27 protein-coding genes are annotated in these 24,974 nt (G+C 31.5%); 15 read left to right on the top strand and 12 right to left on the bottom strand.

Annotated elements, in window-relative coordinates:
- Positions 1–302: 302 nt before the first annotated feature.
- The 5 genes from ACOQOS_RS03645 to secA all read left to right on the top strand — a co-directional run bounded on the left by ACOQOS_RS03645 (position 303) and on the right by secA (position 5,649).
- On the top strand, positions 303–1,118 hold the full coding sequence (locus tag ACOQOS_RS03645) for a class I SAM-dependent methyltransferase (RefSeq protein ID WP_420573605.1): 816 nt from the start codon (positions 303–305) through the stop codon (positions 1,116–1,118).
- A gap of 3 nt (positions 1,119–1,121) precedes the next feature.
- Positions 1,122–1,292: a hypothetical protein gene (locus ACOQOS_RS03650; RefSeq protein WP_420573606.1), complete on the top strand. Its 171-nt coding sequence runs from the start codon at positions 1,122–1,124 to the stop codon at positions 1,290–1,292.
- Complete coding sequence (locus ACOQOS_RS03655) at positions 1,276–1,851, top strand: cob(I)yrinic acid a,c-diamide adenosyltransferase (protein ID WP_420573607.1); 576 nt, start codon at positions 1,276–1,278, stop codon at positions 1,849–1,851. Before ACOQOS_RS03650 ends, ACOQOS_RS03655 begins: the two co-directional genes overlap by 17 nt.
- Positions 1,852–1,980: 129 nt before the next feature.
- Positions 1,981–2,202 (top strand): DUF2795 domain-containing protein, encoded by a 222-nt coding sequence (locus tag ACOQOS_RS03660; protein ID WP_007093625.1) that lies wholly within the window; start codon positions 1,981–1,983, stop codon positions 2,200–2,202.
- 72 nt (positions 2,203–2,274) lie between these two features.
- Positions 2,275–5,649, top strand: coding sequence for a preprotein translocase subunit SecA (gene secA / locus ACOQOS_RS03665; protein ID WP_420573608.1), 3,375 nt, complete (start codon positions 2,275–2,277; stop codon positions 5,647–5,649).
- Between the two features lie 173 nt (positions 5,650–5,822).
- On the opposite strand, the gene ACOQOS_RS03670 is transcribed toward secA, so the two are convergent.
- Together ACOQOS_RS03670 and ACOQOS_RS03675 are read right to left on the bottom strand one after the other, a co-directional pair.
- Positions 5,823–6,215: a hypothetical protein gene (locus ACOQOS_RS03670; RefSeq protein ID WP_420573609.1), complete on the bottom strand. Its 393-nt coding sequence runs from the start codon at positions 6,213–6,215 to the stop codon at positions 5,823–5,825.
- Complete coding sequence (locus ACOQOS_RS03675; protein ID WP_420573610.1) at positions 6,199–6,783, bottom strand: RNA polymerase sigma factor; 585 nt, start codon at positions 6,781–6,783, stop codon at positions 6,199–6,201. Before ACOQOS_RS03675 ends, ACOQOS_RS03670 begins: the two co-directional genes overlap by 17 nt.
- A 339-nt stretch (positions 6,784–7,122) precedes the next feature.
- Between ACOQOS_RS03675 and ACOQOS_RS03680 the strand changes: the two genes are divergently transcribed.
- The 7 genes from ACOQOS_RS03680 (at position 7,123) to ACOQOS_RS03710 (ending at position 14,049) form a co-directional block, all read left to right on the top strand.
- The gene (locus tag ACOQOS_RS03680) at positions 7,123–7,473 is read left to right on the top strand and encodes a DUF6249 domain-containing protein (protein ID WP_420573611.1); all 351 of its coding nucleotides are present in this window, start codon (positions 7,123–7,125) and stop codon (positions 7,471–7,473) included.
- 548 nt (positions 7,474–8,021) lie between these two features.
- Positions 8,022–8,681, top strand: a complete 660-nt coding sequence (msrA, locus tag ACOQOS_RS03685; RefSeq protein ID WP_420573612.1) for a peptide-methionine (S)-S-oxide reductase MsrA — start codon at positions 8,022–8,024, stop codon at positions 8,679–8,681.
- Between the two features lie 273 nt (positions 8,682–8,954).
- Positions 8,955–9,881 (top strand): hypothetical protein, encoded by a 927-nt coding sequence (locus ACOQOS_RS03690; RefSeq protein WP_420573613.1) that lies wholly within the window; start codon positions 8,955–8,957, stop codon positions 9,879–9,881.
- Between the two features lie 199 nt (positions 9,882–10,080).
- Positions 10,081–11,007 (top strand): hypothetical protein, encoded by a 927-nt coding sequence (locus ACOQOS_RS03695; protein WP_420573614.1) that lies wholly within the window; start codon positions 10,081–10,083, stop codon positions 11,005–11,007.
- 234 nt (positions 11,008–11,241) lie between these two features.
- The gene (locus ACOQOS_RS03700; RefSeq protein ID WP_420573615.1) at positions 11,242–11,892 is read left to right on the top strand and encodes a hypothetical protein; all 651 of its coding nucleotides are present in this window, start codon (positions 11,242–11,244) and stop codon (positions 11,890–11,892) included.
- A 647-nt stretch (positions 11,893–12,539) separates the two neighbouring features.
- Positions 12,540–13,304 carry a sensor histidine kinase gene (locus ACOQOS_RS03705; protein WP_420573616.1) on the top strand — a complete coding sequence of 255 codons (765 nt, stop codon included), beginning with the start codon at positions 12,540–12,542 and terminating at the stop codon, positions 13,302–13,304.
- A gap of 103 nt (positions 13,305–13,407) precedes the next feature.
- On the top strand, positions 13,408–14,049 hold the full coding sequence (locus ACOQOS_RS03710; protein ID WP_420573617.1) for a response regulator transcription factor: 642 nt from the start codon (positions 13,408–13,410) through the stop codon (positions 14,047–14,049).
- A gap of 31 nt (positions 14,050–14,080) precedes the next feature.
- On the opposite strand, the gene ACOQOS_RS03715 is transcribed toward ACOQOS_RS03710, so the two are convergent.
- Genes ACOQOS_RS03715 through ACOQOS_RS03725 form a run of 3 tightly spaced genes read right to left on the bottom strand, consistent with a single transcriptional unit; the run spans position 14,081 to position 16,644 of the window.
- The gene (locus tag ACOQOS_RS03715; RefSeq protein ID WP_420573618.1) at positions 14,081–15,538 is read right to left on the bottom strand and encodes a hypothetical protein; all 1,458 of its coding nucleotides are present in this window, start codon (positions 15,536–15,538) and stop codon (positions 14,081–14,083) included.
- Positions 15,528–16,115, bottom strand: a complete 588-nt coding sequence (locus tag ACOQOS_RS03720) for a hypothetical protein (RefSeq protein WP_420573619.1) — start codon at positions 16,113–16,115, stop codon at positions 15,528–15,530. The genes ACOQOS_RS03715 and ACOQOS_RS03720 overlap by 11 nt, the downstream gene beginning before the upstream one ends.
- Positions 16,099–16,644, bottom strand: coding sequence for an RNA polymerase sigma factor (locus ACOQOS_RS03725; protein WP_420573620.1), 546 nt, complete (start codon positions 16,642–16,644; stop codon positions 16,099–16,101). Before ACOQOS_RS03725 ends, ACOQOS_RS03720 begins: the two co-directional genes overlap by 17 nt.
- A gap of 296 nt (positions 16,645–16,940) precedes the next feature.
- Here ACOQOS_RS03725 and ACOQOS_RS03730 point away from each other — a divergent pair, with 296 nt between their 5' ends.
- Positions 16,941–17,129, top strand: coding sequence for a hypothetical protein (locus tag ACOQOS_RS03730; protein ID WP_420573621.1), 189 nt, complete (start codon positions 16,941–16,943; stop codon positions 17,127–17,129).
- Between the two features lie 320 nt (positions 17,130–17,449).
- Here the strand turns inward: ACOQOS_RS03730 and ACOQOS_RS03735 are convergent, their stop codons facing one another.
- From ACOQOS_RS03735 to ACOQOS_RS03750, 4 genes are read right to left on the bottom strand one after another with little or no spacing between them, the layout of a single operon-like run.
- Positions 17,450–18,640, bottom strand: a complete 1,191-nt coding sequence (locus ACOQOS_RS03735) for a redoxin domain-containing protein (protein ID WP_420573622.1) — start codon at positions 18,638–18,640, stop codon at positions 17,450–17,452.
- A gap of 15 nt (positions 18,641–18,655) precedes the next feature.
- Entirely contained in the window at positions 18,656–19,819 is a 1,164-nt protein-coding gene (locus tag ACOQOS_RS03740; RefSeq protein WP_420573623.1) for a hypothetical protein, read from the bottom strand.
- On the bottom strand, positions 19,800–20,321 hold the full coding sequence (locus ACOQOS_RS03745) for a hypothetical protein (protein WP_420573624.1): 522 nt from the start codon (positions 20,319–20,321) through the stop codon (positions 19,800–19,802). The genes ACOQOS_RS03740 and ACOQOS_RS03745 overlap by 20 nt, the downstream gene beginning before the upstream one ends.
- Positions 20,318–20,869: an RNA polymerase sigma factor gene (locus tag ACOQOS_RS03750; RefSeq protein ID WP_420573625.1), complete on the bottom strand. Its 552-nt coding sequence runs from the start codon at positions 20,867–20,869 to the stop codon at positions 20,318–20,320. The genes ACOQOS_RS03745 and ACOQOS_RS03750 overlap by 4 nt, the downstream gene beginning before the upstream one ends.
- A gap of 326 nt (positions 20,870–21,195) precedes the next feature.
- Here ACOQOS_RS03750 and meaB point away from each other — a divergent pair, with 326 nt between their 5' ends.
- Positions 21,196–22,281 carry a methylmalonyl Co-A mutase-associated GTPase MeaB gene (meaB, locus tag ACOQOS_RS03755; RefSeq protein ID WP_420573626.1) on the top strand — a complete coding sequence of 362 codons (1,086 nt, stop codon included), beginning with the start codon at positions 21,196–21,198 and terminating at the stop codon, positions 22,279–22,281.
- Between the two features lie 19 nt (positions 22,282–22,300).
- Here meaB and ACOQOS_RS03760 read toward each other — a convergent pair whose 3' ends face one another.
- From ACOQOS_RS03760 to ACOQOS_RS03770, 3 genes are read right to left on the bottom strand one after another with little or no spacing between them, the layout of a single operon-like run.
- Positions 22,301–22,897 carry a phosphatase PAP2 family protein gene (locus tag ACOQOS_RS03760; protein ID WP_420573627.1) on the bottom strand — a complete coding sequence of 199 codons (597 nt, stop codon included), beginning with the start codon at positions 22,895–22,897 and terminating at the stop codon, positions 22,301–22,303.
- Between the two features lie 9 nt (positions 22,898–22,906).
- Positions 22,907–23,134 carry a hypothetical protein gene (locus ACOQOS_RS03765; RefSeq protein ID WP_420573628.1) on the bottom strand — a complete coding sequence of 76 codons (228 nt, stop codon included), beginning with the start codon at positions 23,132–23,134 and terminating at the stop codon, positions 22,907–22,909.
- Complete coding sequence (locus tag ACOQOS_RS03770) at positions 23,121–24,512, bottom strand: MATE family efflux transporter (RefSeq protein WP_420573629.1); 1,392 nt, start codon at positions 24,510–24,512, stop codon at positions 23,121–23,123. Before ACOQOS_RS03770 ends, ACOQOS_RS03765 begins: the two co-directional genes overlap by 14 nt.
- A gap of 219 nt (positions 24,513–24,731) precedes the next feature.
- Between ACOQOS_RS03770 and ACOQOS_RS03775 the strand changes: the two genes are divergently transcribed.
- Positions 24,732–24,923 (top strand): hypothetical protein, encoded by a 192-nt coding sequence (locus ACOQOS_RS03775; RefSeq protein ID WP_420573630.1) that lies wholly within the window; start codon positions 24,732–24,734, stop codon positions 24,921–24,923.
- Positions 24,924–24,974 lie beyond the last annotated feature (51 nt).

Here is a 24,974-nt window from a genome sequence, read left to right on the forward strand (position 1 = left end):
TATCATATTATCTCATAACAAATCTAACAATAAGCATTTAACGATTTTACAGTTATCATTTAGAGTGATTTTTCTTGTGAGAAATTTGTGCATTCGTGGTAAAAAATAGAACAAGAGTAAGAAACCATTCAAAATTCAACATTAAATATTTAAAATAAAAAAGGAGTAACAGTCTAAAAGCGTAGCGGTCTAAGCGCAAAGCAAGTCTAACAATCTATTTTAAAAGAAAAATCCGCCAATATTCCCTAGAAAAAAGTAAATTCGTGGTAATTTTTATTTTTAGTCCCCAAAAATTAATTGCAGTGAGTAATACACGTTTACAAGAAGTCTTAGAAGTCAACAAAAAGCAGAAGGAATTCTACAATGTAAAAAAGAAGAATGCCGCAACGAAGCTTTGGTCTTTCATGCGTAATAAATTGTTGTCTGATTTTAGAAAAGAATTGCAAATCAACGAGCAAGTATATGAAAAACACAGAACGTGGCTTGGTGATTTATCAGATAAAAAAGTTCTAGATTTAGGTTGTTATGCTGGAAACCATTTAAGTTTATATTTAGCAGAACATTCTAAAAGTTATTTAGGTGTTGATTTAAGTGACAAAGCTATCGGACAGTTAAATGAGCGTTTAAAAGACTTTCCTAATGCAAAAGCAGAAGCTGTAGATTTTCTATCTCCAGAATTTAAAGAAACAGATTTCGATATTATTTACGCGTATGGTGTATTACATCATTTTGAAAGTTTAGATTTATTATTTGGCAAACTCAAAGAAAAACTAGCAGACGATGGAAAACTAATTTCCTATGATCCATTAAAAACCAGTTTACCTTTGCGTATTATTCGTGGAATTTACAGACCATTTCAGTCAGATGCTGATTGGGAATGGCCATTTACCAAGAAAACCGTACAACGTTTCCATACCGAATTTAAAGTCGTAGAACGCAGAGCAATTTTAGGAAGTTCTAAATGGGCATTTTTCCTAAACTTAATTCCTATGAGCGCGAACAAAAAGTTGAATTACATCAAAAAATTACATCAAAAAGATTGGGAACAATCACAAACAAGTGATCGTCATCTATATAAATGTATGCATTTAACAATGTTGATGGAACAAAACAAGTAAACAATGAGTACCGAATTAATCATTTTTATAATTATAGTTGTTGTCTTAGGACCATTATTATTAGTAAATACACGAAGAAATAAGAAACGAAACTCAAGTCTTAAAAATCGTGCATTTATGAATGATTATATGAAAAATAAAAGAGAAAAAGAAAAAGATGAAAGTATACACTAAAACCGGTGATAAAGGAACTACTGCTCTATTTGGCGGAACTCGAGTTCCTAAACATCATATTCGAATAGATAGCTACGGAACTGTAGACGAATTGAATTCATATATTGGTTTAATTCGTGATCAAGAAATCAATACCCACTACCAAAATGTATTGATGGAGATTCAAGATTTATTATTTACGGTTGGTGCAGTGCTCGCAACAGATCCTGAAAAAGCCACTTTAAAAAATGGAAAAGATCGTTTAAATATTCCTAGAATCACTGAAGAAGAAGTTACAGTATTAGAAAGAGAAATGGATACTATGAATGATGCATTGCCGCCTATGACACACTTTGTGTTGCCTGGTGGACATCAAACTGTGTCATTCTGTCACATTGCCCGTTGTGTTTGCAGACGAGCAGAGCGTTTAGCATCAGCACTTTATGAAATTGAACCTTTTGATGAATACACATTAAAATACTTAAACCGACTTTCTGACTACCTTTTTGTATTGGCACGGAAGTTGTCACATGATCTACAAGCAAACGAGATAAAATGGATTCCGAAGAAGAATTCGTAATTATCTAAAAACTAAAGAGATACACTTTCTTTAAAAAACGTTCTTAAAAATAATGTGTAAATAATGATTTTTTTACTTGACTTTCTCATTTAAAAATTTATTTTTGCAAAAAATTAATATCGAAATAATATGTATTGGACATTAGAACTTGCATCGCATTTAAGTGATGCGCCTTGGCCAGCTACAAAAGATGAGTTGATAGATTATGCAATTAGAACTGGAGCTCCTTTAGAGGTTGTAGAAAATTTACAATCAATCGAAGATGAAGGAGATTCTTATGAGTCTATAGAAGAAATTTGGCCGGACTACCCTACAGAGGAAGATTACCTCTGGAACGAAGATGAATACTAAAACAAATTAAACAAGGAAAAAAGTCTCCATATTGAGGCTTTTTTTTTGGTTTAATATAAAACCACATAAACCATGAGTTTTTTAAATTCTGTGTTGAAAATGTTTGTTGGAGATAAATCCAAAAAAGACATTAAAAGCATTCAACCACTTGTTACCAAAATTAAGGAACACGAGCAACAACTATCGCAGTTAACGCTTGACGAGTTGAGAGCTAAAACAACACAATTTAAGTCGCGCATCGCAGAAGCGTGCAAAACAATAAATGATAAAATAACTTCTTTACAAGAAGAAGCAGATACCATTTCAGATATCGAACGTAAGGAAGATATCTACCAAGAAATTGACAAACTTAGAGATGAGGAATACGAAGTCTCTGAAGGTGTTTTATTGGAAATTCTACCAGAAGCTTTTGCCGTTGTAAAAGAAACTGCAAAACGCTTTACAAAGAATACTGAATTGAATGTTACTGCAACTCCATATGATAGAGAATTATCTGGTTTGCACGATTATGTAACCTTAGATGGCGATAATGCGATTTGGCAAAACTCTTGGGACGCTGCTGGAAAGCAAGTTACTTGGGACATGATTCATTACGACGTTCAGTTAATTGGTGGTATTACTATGCATCAAGGAAAAATTGCCGAGATGCAAACTGGAGAAGGTAAAACCTTAGTAGCAACACTTTCTGTATATTTAAATGCATTGCCAGGTAAAGGAGTGCATTTAGTAACTGTGAATGATTACTTAGCAAAACGTGATAGCGCGTGGATGGCTCCTATTTTTCAGTTTCACGGATTAACGATTGATTGTATTGATTACCATCAACCGAACTCTGAAGCGAGAAGAAAAGCATATTTAGCTGATATTACTTACGGAACAAATAATGAGTTTGGTTTTGATTACTTACGTGATAATATGTCACATTCACCAAGTGATTTAGTACAACGTCCACACAACTACGCCATTGTCGATGAGGTCGATTCTGTATTGGTTGATGATGCGCGTACTCCATTAATCATTTCTGGACCAATTCCGCAAGGAGATTTACATGAATTCAACGATTTAAAACCTAAAATATCTGATTTAGTTCAAAAACAACGTCAATATTTAACAGGTGTTTTAGCAGAAGCTAAAAAAATGATCAAAGATGGTGAAACTAAAGAAGGTGGATTCTTATTATTGAGAGTTTACAGAGGTTTACCAAAAAATAAAGCATTAATCAAGTTCTTAAGTCAAGAAGGAATCAAACAATTACTTCAAAAAACAGAGAACTTCTATATGCAAGACAACAATCGCGAAATGCACAAAGTTGATGCAGAATTATTATTCGTGATTGAAGAAAAAAATAATCAAATTGATTTAACAGATAAAGGAATTGAATATCTATCTGCGGGAAGCAATGATAAAGAATTCTTTGTGATGCCAGATATTGGTGGAGAAATTGCCAAAATTGAAGCACAAAGTCTTGAAAAAGATAAAGAAGTTGAATTAAAAGAAGAATTATTCCGTGAATTCGGAGTAAAAAGTGAACGTATTCATACGCTTAGTCAATTATTGAAAGCATATACGCTTTTTGAAAAAGATGTAGAATATGTAGTGATGGACAACAAAGTAAAAATTGTTGATGAGCAAACAGGTCGTATTATGGATGGACGTCGTTATTCTGACGGATTACACCAAGCGATTGAAGCTAAAGAAAATGTAAAGATTGAAGATGCTACACAAACTTTTGCTACCGTAACCTTACAAAATTACTTTAGAATGTATCGCAAACTATCAGGAATGACAGGTACTGCGATTACAGAAGCTGGTGAATTATGGGAAATCTATAAATTGGATGTTATAGAAATTCCAACAAACAGACCAATAGCACGTAAAGACAAGGAAGATTTAATCTACAAAACAAAACGTGAAAAATATAATGCCATTATTGATGAGGTAACAGAATTGTCTAAACAAGGAAGACCTGTATTGATTGGTACTACTTCGGTAGAAATTTCGGAATTATTAGGAAGAATGCTTTCTATTCGTAAAATTCCTCACAATGTATTAAACGCGAAATTACACCAACGAGAAGCAGATATTGTTGCGGAAGCTGGTCGTCCAGGACAAGTTACTATTGCAACAAATATGGCAGGTCGTGGTACAGATATTAAGTTAAGTGATGAAGTAAAAGCTGCTGGCGGATTGGCCATTATTGGTACGGAACGTCATGATTCACGTCGTGTTGATAGACAGTTACGTGGTCGTTCTGGTCGTCAAGGAGATCCAGGAAGTTCACAGTTTTATGTTTCTTTGGAAGATAACCTAATGCGTTTATTTGGTTCTGACAGAGTTGCTAAAATGATGGACAGAATGGGATTAAAAGAAGGTGAAGTGATTCAGCATTCTATGATGACTAAATCTATTGAACGTGCACAGAAAAAAGTGGAAGAAAATAACTTTGGGATACGTAAGCGTCTATTAGAATATGATGATGTGATGAATGCACAACGTGAAGTTGTTTACAAACGTCGTCGTCACGCTTTACATGGAGAACGTTTGAAAGTAGATATTTCGAATATGGTATATGATACTACCGAAATCATCACACAAACAAATAAAGCTGCTAATGATTTTAAAAACTTTGAATTTGAATTGATTCGCTATTTTGCTTTACCTGCGAGTCCTATTTCAGAAAATGAGTTTGCAAAAATGTCTGAGGAACAAATTATAGGAAAAGTATATACTGCTGTTTTCAAAAACTACAATGAAAAAATGGAAATCAATGCCGAAATGGTATATCCAGTAATCAAGCAAGTATATGAAAATCCAGAAAATAAATACGAACGTATTGTTGTTAAGTTTACCGATGGAACGAAAGAGTTAAACGTTGTCAGTGACTTAAAAGAAGCGTATGAATCAGAAGGAAAGCAATTGGTAAATGACTTTGAGAAGAATATTTCTTTGGCAATTATTGATGATGCTTGGAAAACGCATTTACGTAAAATGGACGAATTGAAACAATCAGTTCAGCTAGCTGTTCACGAACAAAAAGATCCATTATTAATCTACAAATTTGAAGCTTTCAAATTATTTGAGCAAGTGATTGATAAGGTAAATCGTGAAATTCTTTCTTTCTTATTCAAAGGAGAATTAGCAGACAATAATCCAAATCGTGTTCAAGAAGCACGCGAACAAAAACGTAAAAAAGATAATTATACGACTTCAAAAGAAGAAGTATTAAACAGTGATGAAAAAGAAGCTGCGCAGCGTGCTGCTATGCAACAATCGCAAGGTGGACAACGTCCGCAAGTAACGGAAACAATTGTACGCGATAAGCCAAAAATTGGTCGTAACGAACGTGTCACGATCAAAAATATCATGACTGGTGAAAACAAAACCGTAAAATATAAACAAGCTGAACCGTTGATCAACAAAGGACAATGGGTTTTAGTAGAGGAATAATTTCTCTAACGTACACTTCGGCTCCGCTCAGTGTACTACGCTTTGAAATAAATTAGAAAACTCTCATGGAAACATGGGAGTTTTTTATGCTGAAAAGGGATTGCTAATAATTAATAAAATGCTAATAATCACAACTCACAAGAGTAAATTAAGTAGACTGAGCGAAGTCGAAGTCAACTTCCCAAACTTCTCGAAAAACGTTTGCTAATCATCGTTACTTGAATGACAACAAACACCAATAAGAAAAAGAAACAATAGGCATATGTAACTGGAATGTCAACTCTTGGTTCGTATTTTTCAATGACTAAGCTTGATAAATCCCAATCGCCTAGAATAGAGAAACCGAGTGAAAAACGTGTCAATACAAAAGAAAATACTATAAATAAAGTACCAATAATCATCCAACCAACTTTACTGATAAGTGGTTTGTAGATTTTTGCTGGAGTTTGCTCTGGAGCGATTTCCGCCATCACATTGGCTAAAAAATCTACAGAAGGCTGAGATATTCCAGCATCCTGAATCACGTTTTTTGTAAACTGATCTAATTTTTTATTTTCTTCCTCCATGATTCAAATATATAGGTTCTACAACATTTTTTAAAATATGATATAGTTTTTTTCGACTACGATGTAGTTTGATCTTTACATTATCATACGATATTTTGACTATTTCAGAGATTTCTTTTAATGACAATTCCTCAAAATAAAACAAAGTCAATAAAATACGTTCTTCTTCTGGTAATTTATACAATGCCTTTTCAATGGTTTCCTTTTTCTCTTTGGCTTCTAAATAACTCATGGCATCTTGCATCACACCAATATCCGATTCATTAATCGCGTCAATATGTTCCGACAAAACAACTCTTTTATTCTTTTTGACATAATCCAAACTCGTATTGTATACAATTCTATATAACCAAGTAGAAAATTTCGAAGTACCTTGAAAAGTGTCTAAAGCTTTGTATGCTTTTACAAAAGTGTCTTGTGCTACTTCTTCCGCGTCTTCCCTATTTCCAACAATACGCAATGCTAATGTAAAAGTCATTGCTTTATACTTATTGACAAGCATAGCGTATGCATTTACATTTCCAGCACGGATCTGTTCAATATAATCTTGGTCAGTGTTTGGTGTCATTTGTTGTTAAGACGACGACTTATTATAAATGGTTACAAGTTTTTGGAATTATTTTTCTAAGTAACTGATTAATTTACTTATTCTGGATTTTATTTTGAAGCTTCAACGATTAAACACTTAAACTTTCTTCTTGTTCATTCGTTTTCTATTAATTCGCTCTTTGCAGAATTGTTCTTTAAAATTTAAAGGAATATATAATAACACTAACACCTAATACCCAATTCCCAACACCAAAAATCCAGTTTCAAATAAAAAAAAATAAATTTTCTGTAACCAAAACAAAAAACCGTTCGTCATAATGGGCAAATACATAAAAACTAAACTTTAAAAATATTTATTATGGGATCAGAAGTAATTATAATGCCAGCAATTTTAGGTGTAATTTTCGGAATTTACTATTTGTACATTTCTTCAAGAAACAAAGAGCGTTTGGCATTAATTGAGAAAGGCGGAGATGCATCTATCTTTTTTAATTCGAAAAAATCATTAACGCCTACTTGGAAAGTATTAGTCCTAAATTTTGCTGTGTTGATGATGGGAATTGGTTTAGGAATCTTTATTGGACACATGATGCATCATACATTTGGTTTAAAAGAAGAGGTAGCATTCCCTGGAACAATTTTCTTTATCGGTGGTCTTTCTTTATTCACAGGTTTCTTCTTGACAAAGAAATTGGTTGAAAAAGAGTAAATACATTCTTCATCAATCAAAAATACAGTTAGTTAATCAGGTAAAACGATTGCTTTTTTTAGGAAAGGCAGTCGTTTTATTTTTTACATGAATCATAACGATTACTATTACTAAATAACGTGAGTTCAACATAAGAAGTCACCATATAGTTTATAATTTACTGAGAAATAACTAATTGTCAGTTCGAGCGCAGTCGAGAACACTGTAAAAAATAAAATTTCGATTGAATCTCGACTGCGCTCGATTTGACATTGAGCACAATCTACTGACAGTCAATTGTGTAATGAAATAGTTATGTCGAACTCACGTTAAACAAGCAAATTTCCTTTAAATTCTCGCAAATATATCTAACAACGAAAGCGCTCTAAAAATCTAAGAGATTCCAACAAGTCTAATATTCTGAAAATGTAATTTAAACTTTCCTTAAGAAAATCGATATTTTTCTATTCGTATCTTTGTATGCATTGAAGAAGAATAGAAATTCACAGTTAATTGAGTCAAAAACGTAAGTTTTACAATCTCTCTCGACTGAAACAAAAAAATAACAAATGAAATCGATCTATAGTACAGTACTTACACTTATATTTTTTACGATTAGTTGTAATTCAAATACAACAAACAAAGACAATTCACATAAGGAACAATTAACGCAAGAACAGTTAGAAACATATGAAACTGCATATTTTGCAAGTGGTTGTTTTTGGTGTGTTGAAGCTATTTTTGAAAGCGTAAAAGGTGTAAAAGAAGTTGTTTCTGGATATGCTGGCGGAAAAGCGTCTACAGCAAATTACAAATTAGTAAGTGCTGGAAGAACTGATCATGCAGAAGCTGTAAAAGTATATTATGATGCAAAAGTGGTATCTTATAAAACCTTGGTAAAAGTATTTTTTGGTTCACACGACCCTACAACTTTGAATCGACAAGGTCCTGATGCTGGTAGACAATATAGATCTGCAATATTTTACAAGAATGCTAAAGAAAAACAAATTGTAGAAACGTATATCAATCAATTAAAAAAGGATAAAGTTTTTAATGGTGAAATCACTACAGAAGTAGTAAAATATACTGCTTTTTATGATGCTGAAGGTTATCACCAAGATTATGAAGCAAACAATCCTAACAATCCATATATCAAAGGTGTTTCGATTCCAAGATTGAAGCGTTTTCAAAAGAAATTTCCTGAATTATTGAAGAAAAAAGCACATTAATTCTGGATTTTAAAACTATCAAAACCGTCACTTCGAGTGAAATTTTATAAAAATTTTGTATCGAGAAGTAATATGGCTTAAAAGTAGTTCTCGATACAACAAATCAAAGATTTGCCACTCGAACTGACAATTTTTAATATAAAAACAACGCTCACAGCCAAAATGCTACGCTTATACAATTTTTCTGAACAATTAAAATACTTTTCTTACATTTAAGTTGTAATTACATACAAAACGCGCCTTTATTATCTAACAATTAAATAGTATAAACTTATGAAGAAAAGAATGATCTCATTCGCTTCTTTGGGACTTGTATGCGCTACATTTTTCCTTAGTTGTGAAACAAAAGACCAAGCAGCAGAAGAACAATTAGATGTTGCTTTAGAAACACCTGCAAAAATTATTTCCAATGCGAAAGCTGCAACACTTTTTCAAAACGATCAACATACGCGCTTGTCACAAATTGGAAAAGCTAACACAAGTTTTAAAGACAAAGCCATTCACTTTGATTTAGAAACTTTAGAGAATTATATCAATCGTTTAGAAACGGTAGCTACTTCTAAAAATATTCCAATTACTGGAGCAAGTTTTGTGTTTGGAGCAGATGCAAATGGAAAAAGAACTGTTTTTTTAATGCCTTCTACGCGAAATGCTGACTTAGATTATCAAGAATCATTTACGATTGAAAACGGGCAATTTTTGACTTTTAAACATGTTGATTCGAGTTTAAAGCCACAAAATAGTTCGCAAAACGATGAAAATTTAGTGTTTTCAACAAATGGTTTCCTTTCATTTAATGAGGCAACTAGTTTATTTAATAATTATCAGAATCAATACATTCAACCATTTGCAAAGAAAGTAACGAAAGATTATTACACAAAAGCAGTCTGGTATTCATTGGATGAGTTTAAAGGATATATCAATTATCTAAAGAAACAATCTGACAAACATCATATAGCTATTACAGGAGTTGATGTATTTTTTGGTGTGTATGATATTGATGCAAGTTTGGAATTAAAATCAAACGCGCAAACCATATTTTTAACAGCAAGTACGCAAAAACAAACTATTGTAAATGTAACAGGAAAGTCATTACAAAGTTTGTCTAAACAAGATTTCTTTGCTAAAGATAGTAAAGAAACTAATGAAAGTTTAACTTTTAATGAAGGGCATCTTTCTCCTCCACCTCCAAGAGGTTAACAATTAAAATGCATAAAACCGACAACTCACCTGTCGGTTTTCTTTTTTTAACACTTTCTTAGGAAACATGACAACTATACACAAAAAATTGACAGTTACACAACTTCTCTAAAATAACTGCTTCTTTTTCCTACTTTTGAAATTGTAATTACATTCCAAGTCGCGACTTTACACTTTATCAACGTAAAACTAAATTACCATGAAGAAAAAAATGTTATCATTTGTTTCTTTAGGACTGGTGTGTATTCCATTATTCCTAAGTTGCGAAACAAATCACTATGCTGAAGAAGCTCAGCTAAATAGTATGGTTGAAATACCCAAAAAGATTATTTCTACTACAAAAGCTGCTAAACTTTTTCAAAACGATCACACAACTAGGCTTTCTGTAATTGGAAAGACAAACACTAGTATTGAAGACAAAGCCATCCATTTTAACTTAAATAGTCTAAAAGATTATATTGAACGTTTAGAGACAATGAGTATTGCTAAAAATATTCCCATTACAGGAATTAGCTTTATCATGGGTTCAGATGCAGATGGAAAAAGAACTACTTTCATCATGCCATCTACTCGAAATGGAAAGCTAGATTACCAAGAATCATTTACAATAGAAAACGGGCAATTCTTAACATTTAAACATATTCAAAGGTTTATAACACCAAAAAATATTTCTGTAAATGATGAGAATTTAATACTTTCTCCAAATGGTTATATCACTTATAATGAAGCTTCTACCCTATTTAACAAGTATGAAACGAAGTATATTCAGCCATTTGCAGCACAAGTCACTAGAGATTATTACACAAAAGCTGTTTGGTATTCCTTAGCTGAAATAAAGGAATATATAAGTTATTTAAAGAAGAAATCTGATCAACATCAACTTCAGATTACAGGTATCGATGTTTTTTTTGGTGTATATGATACAAATCCAGATTTAGAATTAAAATCAAATGCACAAACTGTATTCTTGACTGCTAGTAGTCATAAAAAATCGATTATTAATACGAAGAATACAACATTAAAAAACTTAATACAAAACGGATTCTCTGCCAAAGATGACGTTTCTGATGAAAGTGAACAATTTACTTTCAATGAGGGAGAATTATCTCCTCCTCCAAAAAATTAAAAATATTCCTCCAAACCTATCTTACTAGATATAACCACACTCCTTACTCTTATTTTCTTTTTAAAGAATTATTTCTTCCTCTATTATTTCCTGTAGTTTTTTTCTTTCATCACTTCTTTTTATCACTTTCTACCATACGGGAAAAACACCCAATTTTCCATTTCAAATTTTTATTCCCAAAAGTTTGTCTAATTTTAGCATAAATAAAAAAAGACTAACAAAACTACAACCCTTATGGAAAATCCAGTATTACTAATTGTTGCACTCCTTGTTGGAGGTATAATAGGTTATCTTATATGCAAAAAACTTGGTCAGAATGATAAAGGTGATCCTAATAAATCAAAACCTGAAGGAATAATTGAGATTCCAGAAGCTATTAACTTACATCAAAATTATATTAATAACTTAGATACTTCTACTCCTCTCAAAGAAACTCAATTTGTATGGTTTTCAATGAAAAAGATTCGTGATTATATTCATTACTTAGATAATATAGAAAAATTAAATCCTGATAACCCTAATATCTCAGGAGTTAGAGTTTATTTTGGAAAACATAATGGACATGCTGATTACACAGAACAAAGAACTGTATTTTTTGCTCCAACAATTGATGTAAAATTATCAGAACAGTATTCAAATATGCAAAATTTACCATTTTCTATTATTCCAAATAATGAGTCTTCTGATTTAATAGGAGAATATAAGATAGTAACTGAATTATTATTACTAACAGATAACTTAGACACAAGAATTAATAATGCCAATATATTTTTGAATAGTGAGACTAAAAATGTTAAAAAGAATTTAATTGCAAAAAATGATGATTTAAAAGAAACAACTTTATTTCTCAATGATGGTGAATTAAGTCCTCCTCCAAGCAAATAGAAGATTACAATGCAAATAGATACAAATAGTTTAATATTTTTAATTAAAAATTCTGTTAAATATTTAGAATTGATAACAGCAATAGTAGCAGCTATTTACTATTATAAATATAAAAGTTCTAGCCTAAAATGGTTTCCATTTTTATTATTTTATATAGCACTCAATGATTTTGCTGGTTATTTTTTAAGAGAATATTTAAACATAAGGCATAATGCTATTTTGTATAATGTAATGTATGTCTTTAATTTTACTATTCTATTGTATATATACAAAAGCCATGTTAAGAATCTAATTTCAAAAAGAGTAATAAATTATTTTATATATACATATATATTATCAGTAATAATTAATGGATTTTATGTAAATTATTTTGATAAAGCTCAATCAATACCATTCATAATTGGAAGTTTATTTCTTATTATTTCCATAATCATTTATTTTATTGAAATATTAAATTCTGAAGAAATATTATCGATTAAAAAGAATCTATTATTTTACATCAGTGTTGGACTACTTCTTTATTACACTAGCAGTATTCCTTTCAGGATAGTACAAAACTATTATCAAACTACATATATCAATACACTATATGGGATTAAGTTTTGTTTCGTTATCATAATGAATTTATTTTTCATATACGGTTTTATATGCAGCAAACAGAAGACTTAGATTTAGCAGTAATAATAACTACACTAGTTGTTACATTTTTTGTAGTTATAATTATTTATCTCTTTTATATTTTTCAAAAGCGAAAAAATAAGCTGCTTTCTGAAAAACAATTAGCAAAACGAGAATTCGAAAATGCTATAGCGGAAACACAAATAGAAATTAGAGAACAAACACTTAGAAATATAAGTTGGGAGTTGCACGATAATATTGGGCAACTCCTTACACTTGCTAAAATCCAACTACATCAATTGGCAGATTGTAATGAAGATATTTCTGGTGTAAGCGATACGATTTCCAAAAGTTTGACAGAGTTACGCGCGCTTTCTAAGTTGATCAATCCAGATGCTTTGAAGAATATTATGCTTCCAGAAGCATTGCGATTGGAAGTAGAACGTTTTAATCGTCTGAATTTTATTGCAGCAACACTCACAATTCACGGTGACGAAGAAATTATTGACGATAAAGCGGAAATTATTTTGTTTCGTATTCTCCAGGAATTCTTTTCAAATACCATCAAACATGCAAAAGCATCAAAGTTGGATGTAACACTTACTTATACACCTGAGCAACTGACTATTGTAGCAAAAGACAATGGAAAAGGATTTGATAAATTAGTAGATAAACCTAATAAAGGAATTGGCTTACAAAACATGAAAAATAGAGGAAAGTTGATTGGTGCTGAGATTGAGTTAGAATCTGAACTCGAAAAAGGCACAGAACTGACGATTATTCATTATCTTTAGTTGCGAAATTCTGACGCTAAAAAATCAACTTAGCATCAGGATAAAATTAAAACATAAATTCACAATTCTGCTCTCAGAATTCATCATAAAAACACAAAACATTTTGAAAACATATTCAGTTGTTATCGTAGAAGATCATGTATTATTATCACAAGCTATTGGCGGTTTGGTAGATTCTTTTGATCGTTTTAAAGTAAGCTATTTATGTAAAAATGGGGAAGAACTCATCACACGTTTACAAGAAAATTCAAAAACGCCAGATATTGTCTTAATGGATATTAATATGCCTTTAATGAACGGTATTGAAACAACTACTTGGATTTCTGAACATTATCCAAATATTGACGTGATTGGACTTTCTATTGAAGAAGACGAACGTACTATTATTCAAATGTTACGCGCTGGTGCCAAAGGATATTTGATGAAAGATGTAGAAAAAAGTGTGCTCGAAATGGCTTTGAATGAAGTGGTAACTAACGGATTTTATCATTCAAAACATGTTACCAATATTCTGATTGGTTCTTTAAATGGAAAAGGCAGTTCTGGAATGAAATTGAAAGAAAATGAAATCGAGTTTATGCGACTTGTTTGTACGGAAATGACCTATAAAGAGATTGCCGATAAAATGTGTTTGAGTCCCAAAACAATTGATGGCTACAGAGACGCCTTATTTGAAAAGTTGGATGTAAAGAATAGAATTGGACTCGTAATTTATGCTATAAAGAATAAAATCTACTTACCATAATATTAGGTGTTTGGCTCAGATCTTATCCCTATTACGACTTTTTATTTAAAGTTACTTCACTGTATTTTGCATTGATGTTTATTTCACTACCAGAAGTATTATTTTTTTGATATCCACGAACAATGGTATTGAACTGTGTTTTATTTTTAGTTCCTACTACAGATTTTGGATATGAAATATTTGAATTTGAACCTATATAATAGAATTTAAATGCAGATGTCGGCAATTGAATACGCGCATCTGTATTTTCTAAAATAATATCTAAGGTTTTAAAATTTTCCCCAATAGTATGTATTAATAAATTGCCAAAAGTTCCACTAATAATTCCCTTCTCTCCTAGCGTTCCAATACTGACCTTAGAAGAGTTAGACATTAAATTAATATCATTTACCATTTGTAAATCTACGTTTTCAACAAAATTCACCTTCAAAGCACCATTATTCCACTTTGTAACATGAATAGGTGCATACGACGTTTCTATCGTCGTATTTGCACCATTAATAACATTAGCATACAAAGCTGCGTGAGACAGCTTTGCATCCATATTTTCACTTGCCGCAGCAATTGTTACTTCTCCATGACGAACATTGAGTTTTAACTTTGCTTTTTTTGGCATTTTAATCTTAATGGTCTTTTTTACCTTTAAGTGTTTTCCTTCTTTAGAAATAAATAGAATATTATTATTATGATTAGCATGTGTTTTTCCATCTTGACGGTGCTTATGCTCCTTTATTTGTTTCAGCATACGTCTTTCTTTGTTTCTTAAAGCTAATTCTTGGTATTCTTTTGAGTTTTTAAACAAATCTTCTTGTGCCTTTTGTAAACCTTTTTGTTCTGCTTCAAAGTATTTTTCTACAAATTTCTCACGTTCTTTCTGTTGCTTTTCAAATTTTTGCTTCCAATCTTCCATTCCTTTTTTGAACTTTTTTTGATCAAAATCGGATTTCCATTGCTCTTGCCATTTTTTAAAATAAGCTTCTCCTTCTTTTTCAAACGCTTCATAATCAAACTTAATGTCTTCTAAAGATTCAATTACCATCAACGGCAACTCTGGTACTTCTTCAATAATAACTTCTCGTATTTCAGATGATTCAGGCATTTCAAGTACTTCTGGAAATTCTACTCCTTCAATAATAATTGGGTCCGACAATATAATTTGTCCTGCATCACCAAATAATGAATGACTTCCTTTTGAAGTTACAGTTACTTTTTCACTGTTTCCAATAGCTTTAAAGTTCCATTTTTTCATGTACGCTTCTACTTCTTCATCTGTTGCATCTTCAACTTCAATTGTAGCTTCTATTTGTACTTTATTTTTATTCCAAGTATCAAACTCTACGTCTGCGTGCGAAGTATTGATTTCTAAGGTAACATCTTTATTAACTGTAAATACTTCCTTTTTTGTTTGTTTTTTTGATTGAGAATATCCAAAAGTAATGATCAATAAAGCGATCAATACACACTGTTTTATTTTTGAATTATGCTTCATTTTCTGATTTTTTTAGTTCGTTCAACTTTTCCTTTAATTGGTATAGCAACTTCAATCTAAATTGTAAATTATCAATCATTGCATTAATGGTTTGTTCATTTGGACCAACATCTGTCAACTCTTGTCGAAGCACTTTGTGTTCTTCATTTAATTGTGAAAGTTTTTCCATATAACTTTCAAACAATTGCTTTCCGATTCCTGAAACTTCAACTTGTGTCAATTCATAGTTAATACTTGCCACATAGTAATCTTCAATCTTTTTTAAATCGGGAGAAATATCACCTAAACTTTTTAAAGAAGATTCTTTTTCTTTTTTAGTGTTTTCAGTTACTTCTTTATGTTCATCCAAAATTTTAGTATACTGTAAGTGTTGATATGTCAATCCGCCAATACTTAACAAAAGAATAACAGCCGCAGCAATTTTATAGAACATAAATGGGTGCTTTTCAACTTGTTTTTCCTGTTGTGGCAAAGCTGTTTCTAATCGTTCTAAAAAACGAGCTTCATGTCCGTCTGACAATCCTTTTTGAATATGTAACGGGTCATTTTTCAATAAATCTTTAATATCCTGTCCCATAATTCCTTTTTTTTAATGCTTGTTGTAATTTCTTTTTTCCTCTTAATAATTGTGTCCGTGATGCTGTGGCTGAAATGTTTAGTATTTCTGAAATTTCTTGATGATCATATCCTTCTAAAAGATATAAAATCACAACGACTCGATATTTATCGGGCAGATTTTCAATTTCAGTTTTAACTTCTTCCAATGTAGTATCATCACTTGTTTGCCAATCTCCTTCATCGGCAACGACTTCCAATTGAGCTTCATCAATTGCTAAGAAATAATGCTGTTTAGCACGTAATTTGTCTAAACTTTTATTAATCACAATTTTTTTAAGCCAGGCTCCAAAACTTACTTCTGCTGTAAATTGATCAATTTTTTGAAATGCTTTAATGAATGCTTCCTGCATGGCATCTTCAGCATCTTGTGTATGCTTCAAGAAACGATTGGCAACAATAAACATTCCTTCACAATACTGCCTGTACAGATGCAGTTGTGCTTTCCTGTCATTATTCTTACACTTTTCGATGAGCTCGGTTTGAGACATACTACTAGTTAACTTTTTTGGTTTTGGTTATTGCTATACATTTCTAAAGACGTAGCTAATTTTACAATGTGACAATAAATTTAAAAAAACGTACCAATTGATACGTTTTTTTCTGTTTTAATTATATTATTTTTCGCTCAGGATAGATATAATCTAGATTTTTAAAGATTAGTATTTACATCATTTTTTTTCTCCTTTGATCAGGAAAATGAATACGATATTGAATTTTACGGTCAAACCGTAGGTTATTTATTACTTTCTGATGTAACTTTTATTTATAATCTAAAAAAAATATCATGAAAAAAAGAGATTTAAAAAGTAAATTAATCATTAGTAGAAAAACGATTAGTAATTTTCAAGTAAACGCAACAAAAGGCGGTACTCGCAATACGTTTAATTGTGGTGCTTCAAACAATGCAATGTGCACTTTTTTAGATGCGTGTTTTAGTAAAGGACCTGGATGTAGTAGATGGCAAGTGTGTTAAGTACAAGATACTAAAAAGTAAAAGCCGTTTTTCAATAGTTTTAAACGGCTTTATGTTTTTTTCAGATTATAACAACTTTTTAGAATATTGCGATGAAGAACTTGATAAGTAGTAGTCTGTTTCTTAGCAAGTCTAGTGTTTCCATTAAGGCAGATTGCCATACGTTTTTCCAAAACACTCGCAAAGGCGTTTCTAATAAAATTGTATTTCAAAGTACTTCTCGATACAGTTTTCTTCGTTTTACTACAAAAATCACTCGAAGAGACGTTTCGTTATACTATCGATGAGATAAAAATAACCAGCAAAGTGATCAAATCTAACTATTCAGAGATAATTAGCAATTCTACTTCACGTTCTGCTTTACTTAGTTTTAATCCAATTTTTGCTAATTCTTCTTTGAAAGAATCCTTTTTCTGCGGATCAAAAACAAAGTCAATATCTATAAATTCCATATAGTTTGTTTCATCGACAACAGGAACTGGCGTTTCGTTTTCTATATAATCTCGAAATTCTGTCATGTGAATCTTTTTTGCGTGAAATTCATAACCTCTAAACTCAAGTGTACGCTGTTTTGTAGTCGATTTTAGCTTCTTTAATTTCGTTCTATCAATTACACTCAATACATACACAGGAATTGTACGTTTTTCGAGTTTTGCTTTTACAGGAAATGTTTCTTCAAGTTTCTTAATTCCAATGTCATACATCTTATCTCCTTTATTTTTGGTGATAATATCTAAGCAATATTTATTCTTAGGATCTTTATATGAATACTTTTCTTTATCAATTTCAAAAACGGTTCTATTATATGTTTTTCGATACAAACTTCTATACATACTTGGAACTGTAGAGTTTATGATTGTAATACGTCTTCCATTAAAGCTTTCATCATTTAAATATCCTCTAGAATACGAAGAAACACCTTCAAAACCAGCTGTAAGCAATATACGTTCGGCTTTTGAATCTTTTACAGGAAAAGGATCAGCATTATAATCGAAAGCAGTATTTTCCTGTTTGTATGGTAATGTAATAGACTTTCCTACTTTTATATCTTCTATTACTTCTTTAGTAATATGATCTGTCGCGGTAATTGCAACGATTGTACCTTCTTGATTAATTACTATGGCATGTGATAAAATCCTGTAGGGAAATAACGTTTCCAATGATTCTGTTTGCAAACCAAACCACACTTTTGATGGTGTATTATTTATAAAACGTTGTAAACGTTCAGGCTTATCTTCTGCGATTCCTATAACTTGTATGTCGTTTGAAAATTCATCTTGAAGTTTGATTAAATTTTTCATCGCAGGAATACATGGTCCGCACCAAGTTGCCCAAAAATCGATAATGACAATTTTTCCTTCTAAATCTGTTAAAGTGACTTCTGAATCTCTTGAATTCAACAGATTAGAGAGTTGAACTTTAGGAACTTTATCTCCTATTTTTAGTTTTGTTTGCGCATACGTTGTGCTTGTCAATGCGAAAAGCATCAACCAAAGTATTATATTTTTCATTTTGTAGTTGTTTTGTTATTTTTTGTAGAGCAAGGTTACAAAACCGTGGACTAAATCGAGTTTGAAGGTATTTTTTCGTGTTTCTTCGTCATCTTTTCCACGAGTAAACATTTTAAACTTTTCTCCAGTTTTATTTGGTTGCATGATGATTTTGGTATTATCATCATTTAAAACAGCATTATTCCCTATGGCTTCTAGGTAGTACTTTTGATCTTTATTTACATACATTTTAATATCTGAATACTCACATAACATATTGATCATATTAAAATTAGTGCCGATATTATAAATTAGGAAATCACTCTTGAAGTCGTGAATATGTACATCTTTAGACATTTCTCCAAATTTGAACTTGGAAAACTCCGTTTGTACTTTTACATTTTCTAATTGACCTATGATACCTTCTGTAGCATTTCTAAACATATAATTTCCTCCGACAATTTTTTTAATCTTAGCAGTGCCATTCATTAAGGCAATACTGTTTTGCTCATTATTTAATTCTGAAGCTATTAAATTGCTTTCATGAAATGAACCTACAATATGATTCGTAAATTTTCCTTCAAAACTCACATTAGCACTTGTAACGTTCAAATCCATCATCATATATGCAGGAATATATATATCATAAGTAGACTGAATACGTTGAATTCCTTTGTGATTACTTTTTCTAATATCTTTTAATGCAACACTATCATTTTCAAATACCACATAACCATTCAAATCTTCAAAACCTTTACTACTCTTAGAGATTTGACTATTGATTTCTCTAACTGTTTTATATGTATTGGCTTCTTTTTTTTCAGCAAACATATCCTTAATATGAATTTCTCCAGATCGTATTTGATATGAAAGTTTTCCAATAGAAGTTGACGATGAATTTCTAATTTCTAAATAATTAGAATCACCCATTGTAGATTGCATGGCTGCATACACAATGATTCCGTTAGCAATATGTTTCTCTTCTAGTTCCGTATAATTTTTAAAATTGACTTGAAAATCGACTTTTACTTCATCTTTGTCCCAAATTTTAAAAGTGACATCAATGTTTCTTGTCTCAAAATTAAGTCTTGTATTCTTATCAACTGAAAATGTTTTTTGATATTTCTTTTTGGTTTGAGCAAAGAGTCCTACATATCCAAAAAAAAGTAATATGAGGAAACTATATATGTTTTTGTTCATCTTGTAATCTTTTTAAATGTTGTTGAATTTCCTGCAAAAGTGTTAAACGCATTTGCAAGTTTTTAATCATTTTTTCGAGTGTTGTCAAACTATTTTTTTGTACTAAAAAATCTTGTTTCAATTCTTGGTACGACGCGTCTAAGTTTTCCAAACGTTCTTTATACTTTTTGACTAAACTTTGATCTTTTGCTGTCAATTGAAATGATTCCCATTCGGCTGCAATACTCTGTAAATATTGATCTTCAATAGATTTCATTTCTGTAAATAAAGAAGATTCTTGTACATCGTCTGTTGGATAATTGGTGTATACAATAGCTCCAATTCCTAAGAATAATACACATGCTGCAGCAATTGTTTTCCAGTAATGAAATATATGCTGCTTTGAAGGAATTTCTTCTGTAGCCGAGAGTTTAGCGAAAAAATCAGCACGATGTCCTTGTGGTAACTTTGGAGTTTCCGCTGTAGCATCATTTTCGTTAAGTATATCTTTTATGTTCTTCATGATATTTTATGTTTAAAATGATCATTTAATCTATTTTTTAATTTTGTTTTTCCACGCATCAATTGTGTTCGTGATGTGCGTACAGGAATTTCTAATATTTCAGAAATTTCTTGATGATCATATCCTTCTATCAAATACAATTGCAGTACATATTTGTATTTATTTGGTAATTTTTCAATAACTTGGATAATTTCTTCCTTTGTTACATGTACATCAATATCCCAAGAAGTATCATCGTCAATAATTGTCATTGTCTGATCGCTCATTTCTTCATAGACCAACGACCGTTTTTTGAGTGTATCTATACATTGATTGATGACAATTCGCTTCAACCAAGCTCCAAAAGCAACTTCTCCTTTGTATTGTATTAATCGTGTAAAAGCTTTTAAGAATGCTTCTTGCATTACATCTTTTGCATCTTCCCCATTGGAAATGTAGCGACAAGTTATAATATACATGGCATCGGCGTATAAATCATAAAGCTTCATTTGTGCTTTTCGATTTCCTTGCATACATTTTTTTAAGATTCCTAAATGCTGTTGGCTCATTTTTGTTAGTTGTGTTCTATTGTAAAGACGATCTTATTTTTGGAGCGTTTCATTTTTTTAATTTTCTTTTTGAATTTAATACATATGTAAGCGTCAGTTCGAGTGACGAATGTACGATTCGTTGTATCGAGAACAGCTTTGATACTTAAAAAGTTACTTTCAAAAAAATGATATTTAGAAGTATTTCTCGATACAATTTTCTATCAAAAACCACTCGAAGTGACGTTTGGTTATGATTCAAAATTTAGTAATCTTCAATTTTAGATTCATAATTAACAAAAAATATATCGTAATTTCGTTTAAATCTTTCAAACAGGATCAAAAACTTGAGCACAAAACCAAAACATACATCTGCTTTACATGAAAAAGATGGGATTTCGCAGCCTGATTTCATTAGTAAATCATCTGTAGATTCCATCAAAAGAAATAGAAGAAAACAACCTTCTGTAGCTGATTTGGTTGCTGGAATTTTAAATCATGATAAAGTAGCGCTAAGTAGAGCTATTACACTTGTAGAAAGTAAAAACACAAAACATTTAGCGAAAGCTACTGAAATTATTGAAAAATGCTTACCTCATGCCAATAATTCAATTCGTATTGGCATTACAGGTGTTCCTGGTGTTGGAAAAAGTACATTCATAGAAGCTTTTGGAAAGCATTTAACCAGTTTAGGGAAAAAAGTAGCAGTATTAGCTGTAGATCCTAGTAGTTCTATTTCTAGCGGAAGTATTTTAGGTGATAAAACCCGAATGGAAGATTTGGTGAAGGATGAAAATGCTTTTATTCGTCCGTCTGCTTCTGGTGATTCACTTGGTGGTGTTGCTCGTAAAACACGCGAAACCATTATTTTATGTGAAGCCTGTGGTTTTGATACCATTATTATTGAAACTGTTGGAGTTGGACAAAGTGAAACAGCTGTGCATAGTATGGTTGATTTCTTTTTATTGCTGAAATTGGCTGGCGCCGGAGATGAATTGCAAGGAATTAAACGTGGAATTATTGAAATGGCTGATGCGATTGTAATTAATAAAGCTGATGGTGATAATGTAAAACGTGCGCAAATGGCGCGAACCGAGTTTAAGCGTGCTTTGCATCTTTATCCTCAAAAAGCCTCAGAATGGCTTCCTAAAGTGATCACAGCTTCTGCGTTGAAACAACAAGGAATTGATGATGTATGGCAAATGATTGAAGATTTCCGCGAAAGTACCAAAGCCAATCAGTATTTTGAAAACCATAGAAAACAACAAAATCGTTTTTGGCTTTTACAAACCATTGAAGAACGCTTGAAACATAACTTTTTTAGCAATCCGAAAGTAAAAAATGAGCTAGATTCTTATTTGAATGCGACCGAAAACAGTACGATCTCGCCATTTAATGCTGCACAACAGTTATTGAAGTTACTCAATAGTTAATTTAATACAGTATAGGAATTTAAGCGTATTTCCGTATCAAAAACTGTCGGAGTTTAAAGATGATTCCTCCATAAATTCCACCAACAATCATTCCTGTAAAAACATCTCCAGGAAAGTGTACTCCAATGTAAATTCGGCTATAGCCAACTAATGCAGCCCAAAATAATAGAATAAAAATGATGTATTTGTAATGCTTTTGTAATACCAAGCCAATAAAAGTAGCTAATGCCATTGCGTTAGATGCATGACCAGAAAAATATCCAAATTGTCCACCGCAATAAGGTTTTATTTGACCATCTACAATCGTGGTTTTCACCAATCGCATATGTTCTATTAGATCAGCCGTATGACATGGTCTGAATCTTAAAAAAAGGGTCTTCTTAAATAAATTCGCAGTTTGATCTGTAATCGTGATCAACAGCGCGACTAAAACTAAGGTGAAAAATATTTCTTTTTTGTTGTGCTTTTTCAAGATTAAAATCAATAAGAAAGCATACAGTGGAATTGCGTAATATTTATTCGTGATAAACATCCAAAAACCGTCCCAGGTTGTTGTTCCGAGTCCGTTTAAGAATAAAAATAATTCTTTATCAAAGTTAATAAGTTGATCAACCATAGCTTGCTATTAATCGTCGTAACGACTCAGTTCACGGTCATAAAAGTCGTTGGCTTCTTGAAATAAGTTTTCGGCTTCCGAAGAGAGTTGTTTTTCATCTTCTTTTTCAAATTCCTCTAACCATTCTACTTCGTCATTTTCTAGGTTGATGATAAATCTTGGGAATTCGGTATGTATGATAAAAATCGCATTGGGATAATCTGTGTTATCGCCCAATAAAAATTTAGGTAACTCCATGAGCAACTTGCTTATTAATAAGTTTTTTTGATAAATAATTAAATCTAATATACAATAATATTGCAGAAACACTTAATCCGGCAAGTAAACCGATCCATATTCCTTCACTTTTGTATGTTGTGTATAATCCGAGATAGTATGAAATTGGAAAACCAACAATCCAATAGGCAAAAAATGTAATGACTGTTGGAATTTTTACATCTTGTAATCCACGTAAAACGCCTAAGCCAACTACTTGTATGCCATCAGAAATTTGAAAGAAAGCCGATACCAACAATAGTTGTGCAGCAATCATAATTACTTCTTGATTGTCTACCAAGTTTACAACATCATTTTCATTGACATATAAGGTTGGAAACCAATTATTCAAAAGCATAAACATTATTGCGAAGATTACGTCTATAATGAATACGAGTAAAAATAGTGATAACGCAATACGGCGTAATTCTGAAAAACGTTTCAATCCTTTTTGATTTCCAACACGAATTGTAGCTGCGACACTTAATCCCATTGCCACCATAAACGTCATTGACGATAGGTTTAATGCAATTTGATTTGCTGCTTGAGAGTTCTTTCCTAAAATACCTGACAACCAAATTGCAGCTGTAAAAATGGCAACTTCAAATAACATTTGTAAAGAAGATGGAAACCCTAACGAAATAATTTTCTTGAATACTGATTTTTTGATTTCTTTAAAATTGAAGTTTGTAACGTATTCTTTAAATTTCTTTTTGTAACGTAATAATAACCAGATAAATGCGAGCATTACAATTCGTGAAGCTAGCGTTCCTATGGCAGCACCTATGATTCCCCATTTTGGAAAAATCCAGATTCCAAAGATTAAGAAATAATTGATGATGATATTCACAACATTTGCCAATAAAGTTGCCCACATGGCGTATTTTGTTTGTGATAATCCGTCCGTGAATTGTTTGAAAGCTTGAAACATGATTAACGGAATTAACGAAGCAGCAACTAAGTTTAAGTATGGCATAGCGAGTGTTACAACTTCATCTGGTTGATCCATTCGATACATTAATGGTTTTGCGAGCATTACGCCTAAAAAAACCATAATTCCTATGATGGTACAAAGAATCAAACCATGTTTTAATGCACCTTTTACTTTTACTTTGTTTTCTTCTGCATCTGCTTCTGCTACTAATGTAGTGATTGCTGTAGAAAATCCGATTCCAATCGACATTGCAATAAATAAAAAACTATTACCTAAAGAAACTGCAGCCAACTCAGCTGTTCCTAATTGACCTACCATAGCATTATCTACAAAACTTACAAAAGTATGCCCCAACATTCCTAAAATGATAGGCGAAGCAAGTTTTAAATTGTAAGCAAATTCTTTTGTGTAGTTCTGTAAAATCACGGATAGTTTTTTAACGTGGCAAATATAGAATACTTCTAGGTTTTATAGCTATTGTTTAGAGTGAATTTACCCTTTCTGTTTTATAAATTGAATAGCTTGTTTTTTAAAACAGCAAGACAAGCACTTTTTTCCAACGCTGAGTAGGTCTATTTTTATGGTATAAAATGATGAGTGGCTTAAAACATCATTAATCGTAATTATTAACTACAAATATTTATTATGAAAAAAAACATTTTAAACATTAAAGGAGCTACTTCTATTTCAAAAGAAGATCAAAGCCAAATTAATGGTGGTGCTGGATATGATTTATCTAGATGCGGATGCGATTGCGCAGGACGCGTAACTGGTCCAAAATATTGCCCATGGTTTATGGCATGCCCACAAGTTTATACTTGCGGTCAAGACATTTAATCAAAGGATTACATAGTAATTTTATTGAGAATATAGTCACATTTACTGATA

This window comes from Kordia sp. (genome assembly GCF_965224175.1).
Taxonomy (GTDB): Bacteria; Bacteroidota; Bacteroidia; order Flavobacteriales; family Flavobacteriaceae; genus Kordia.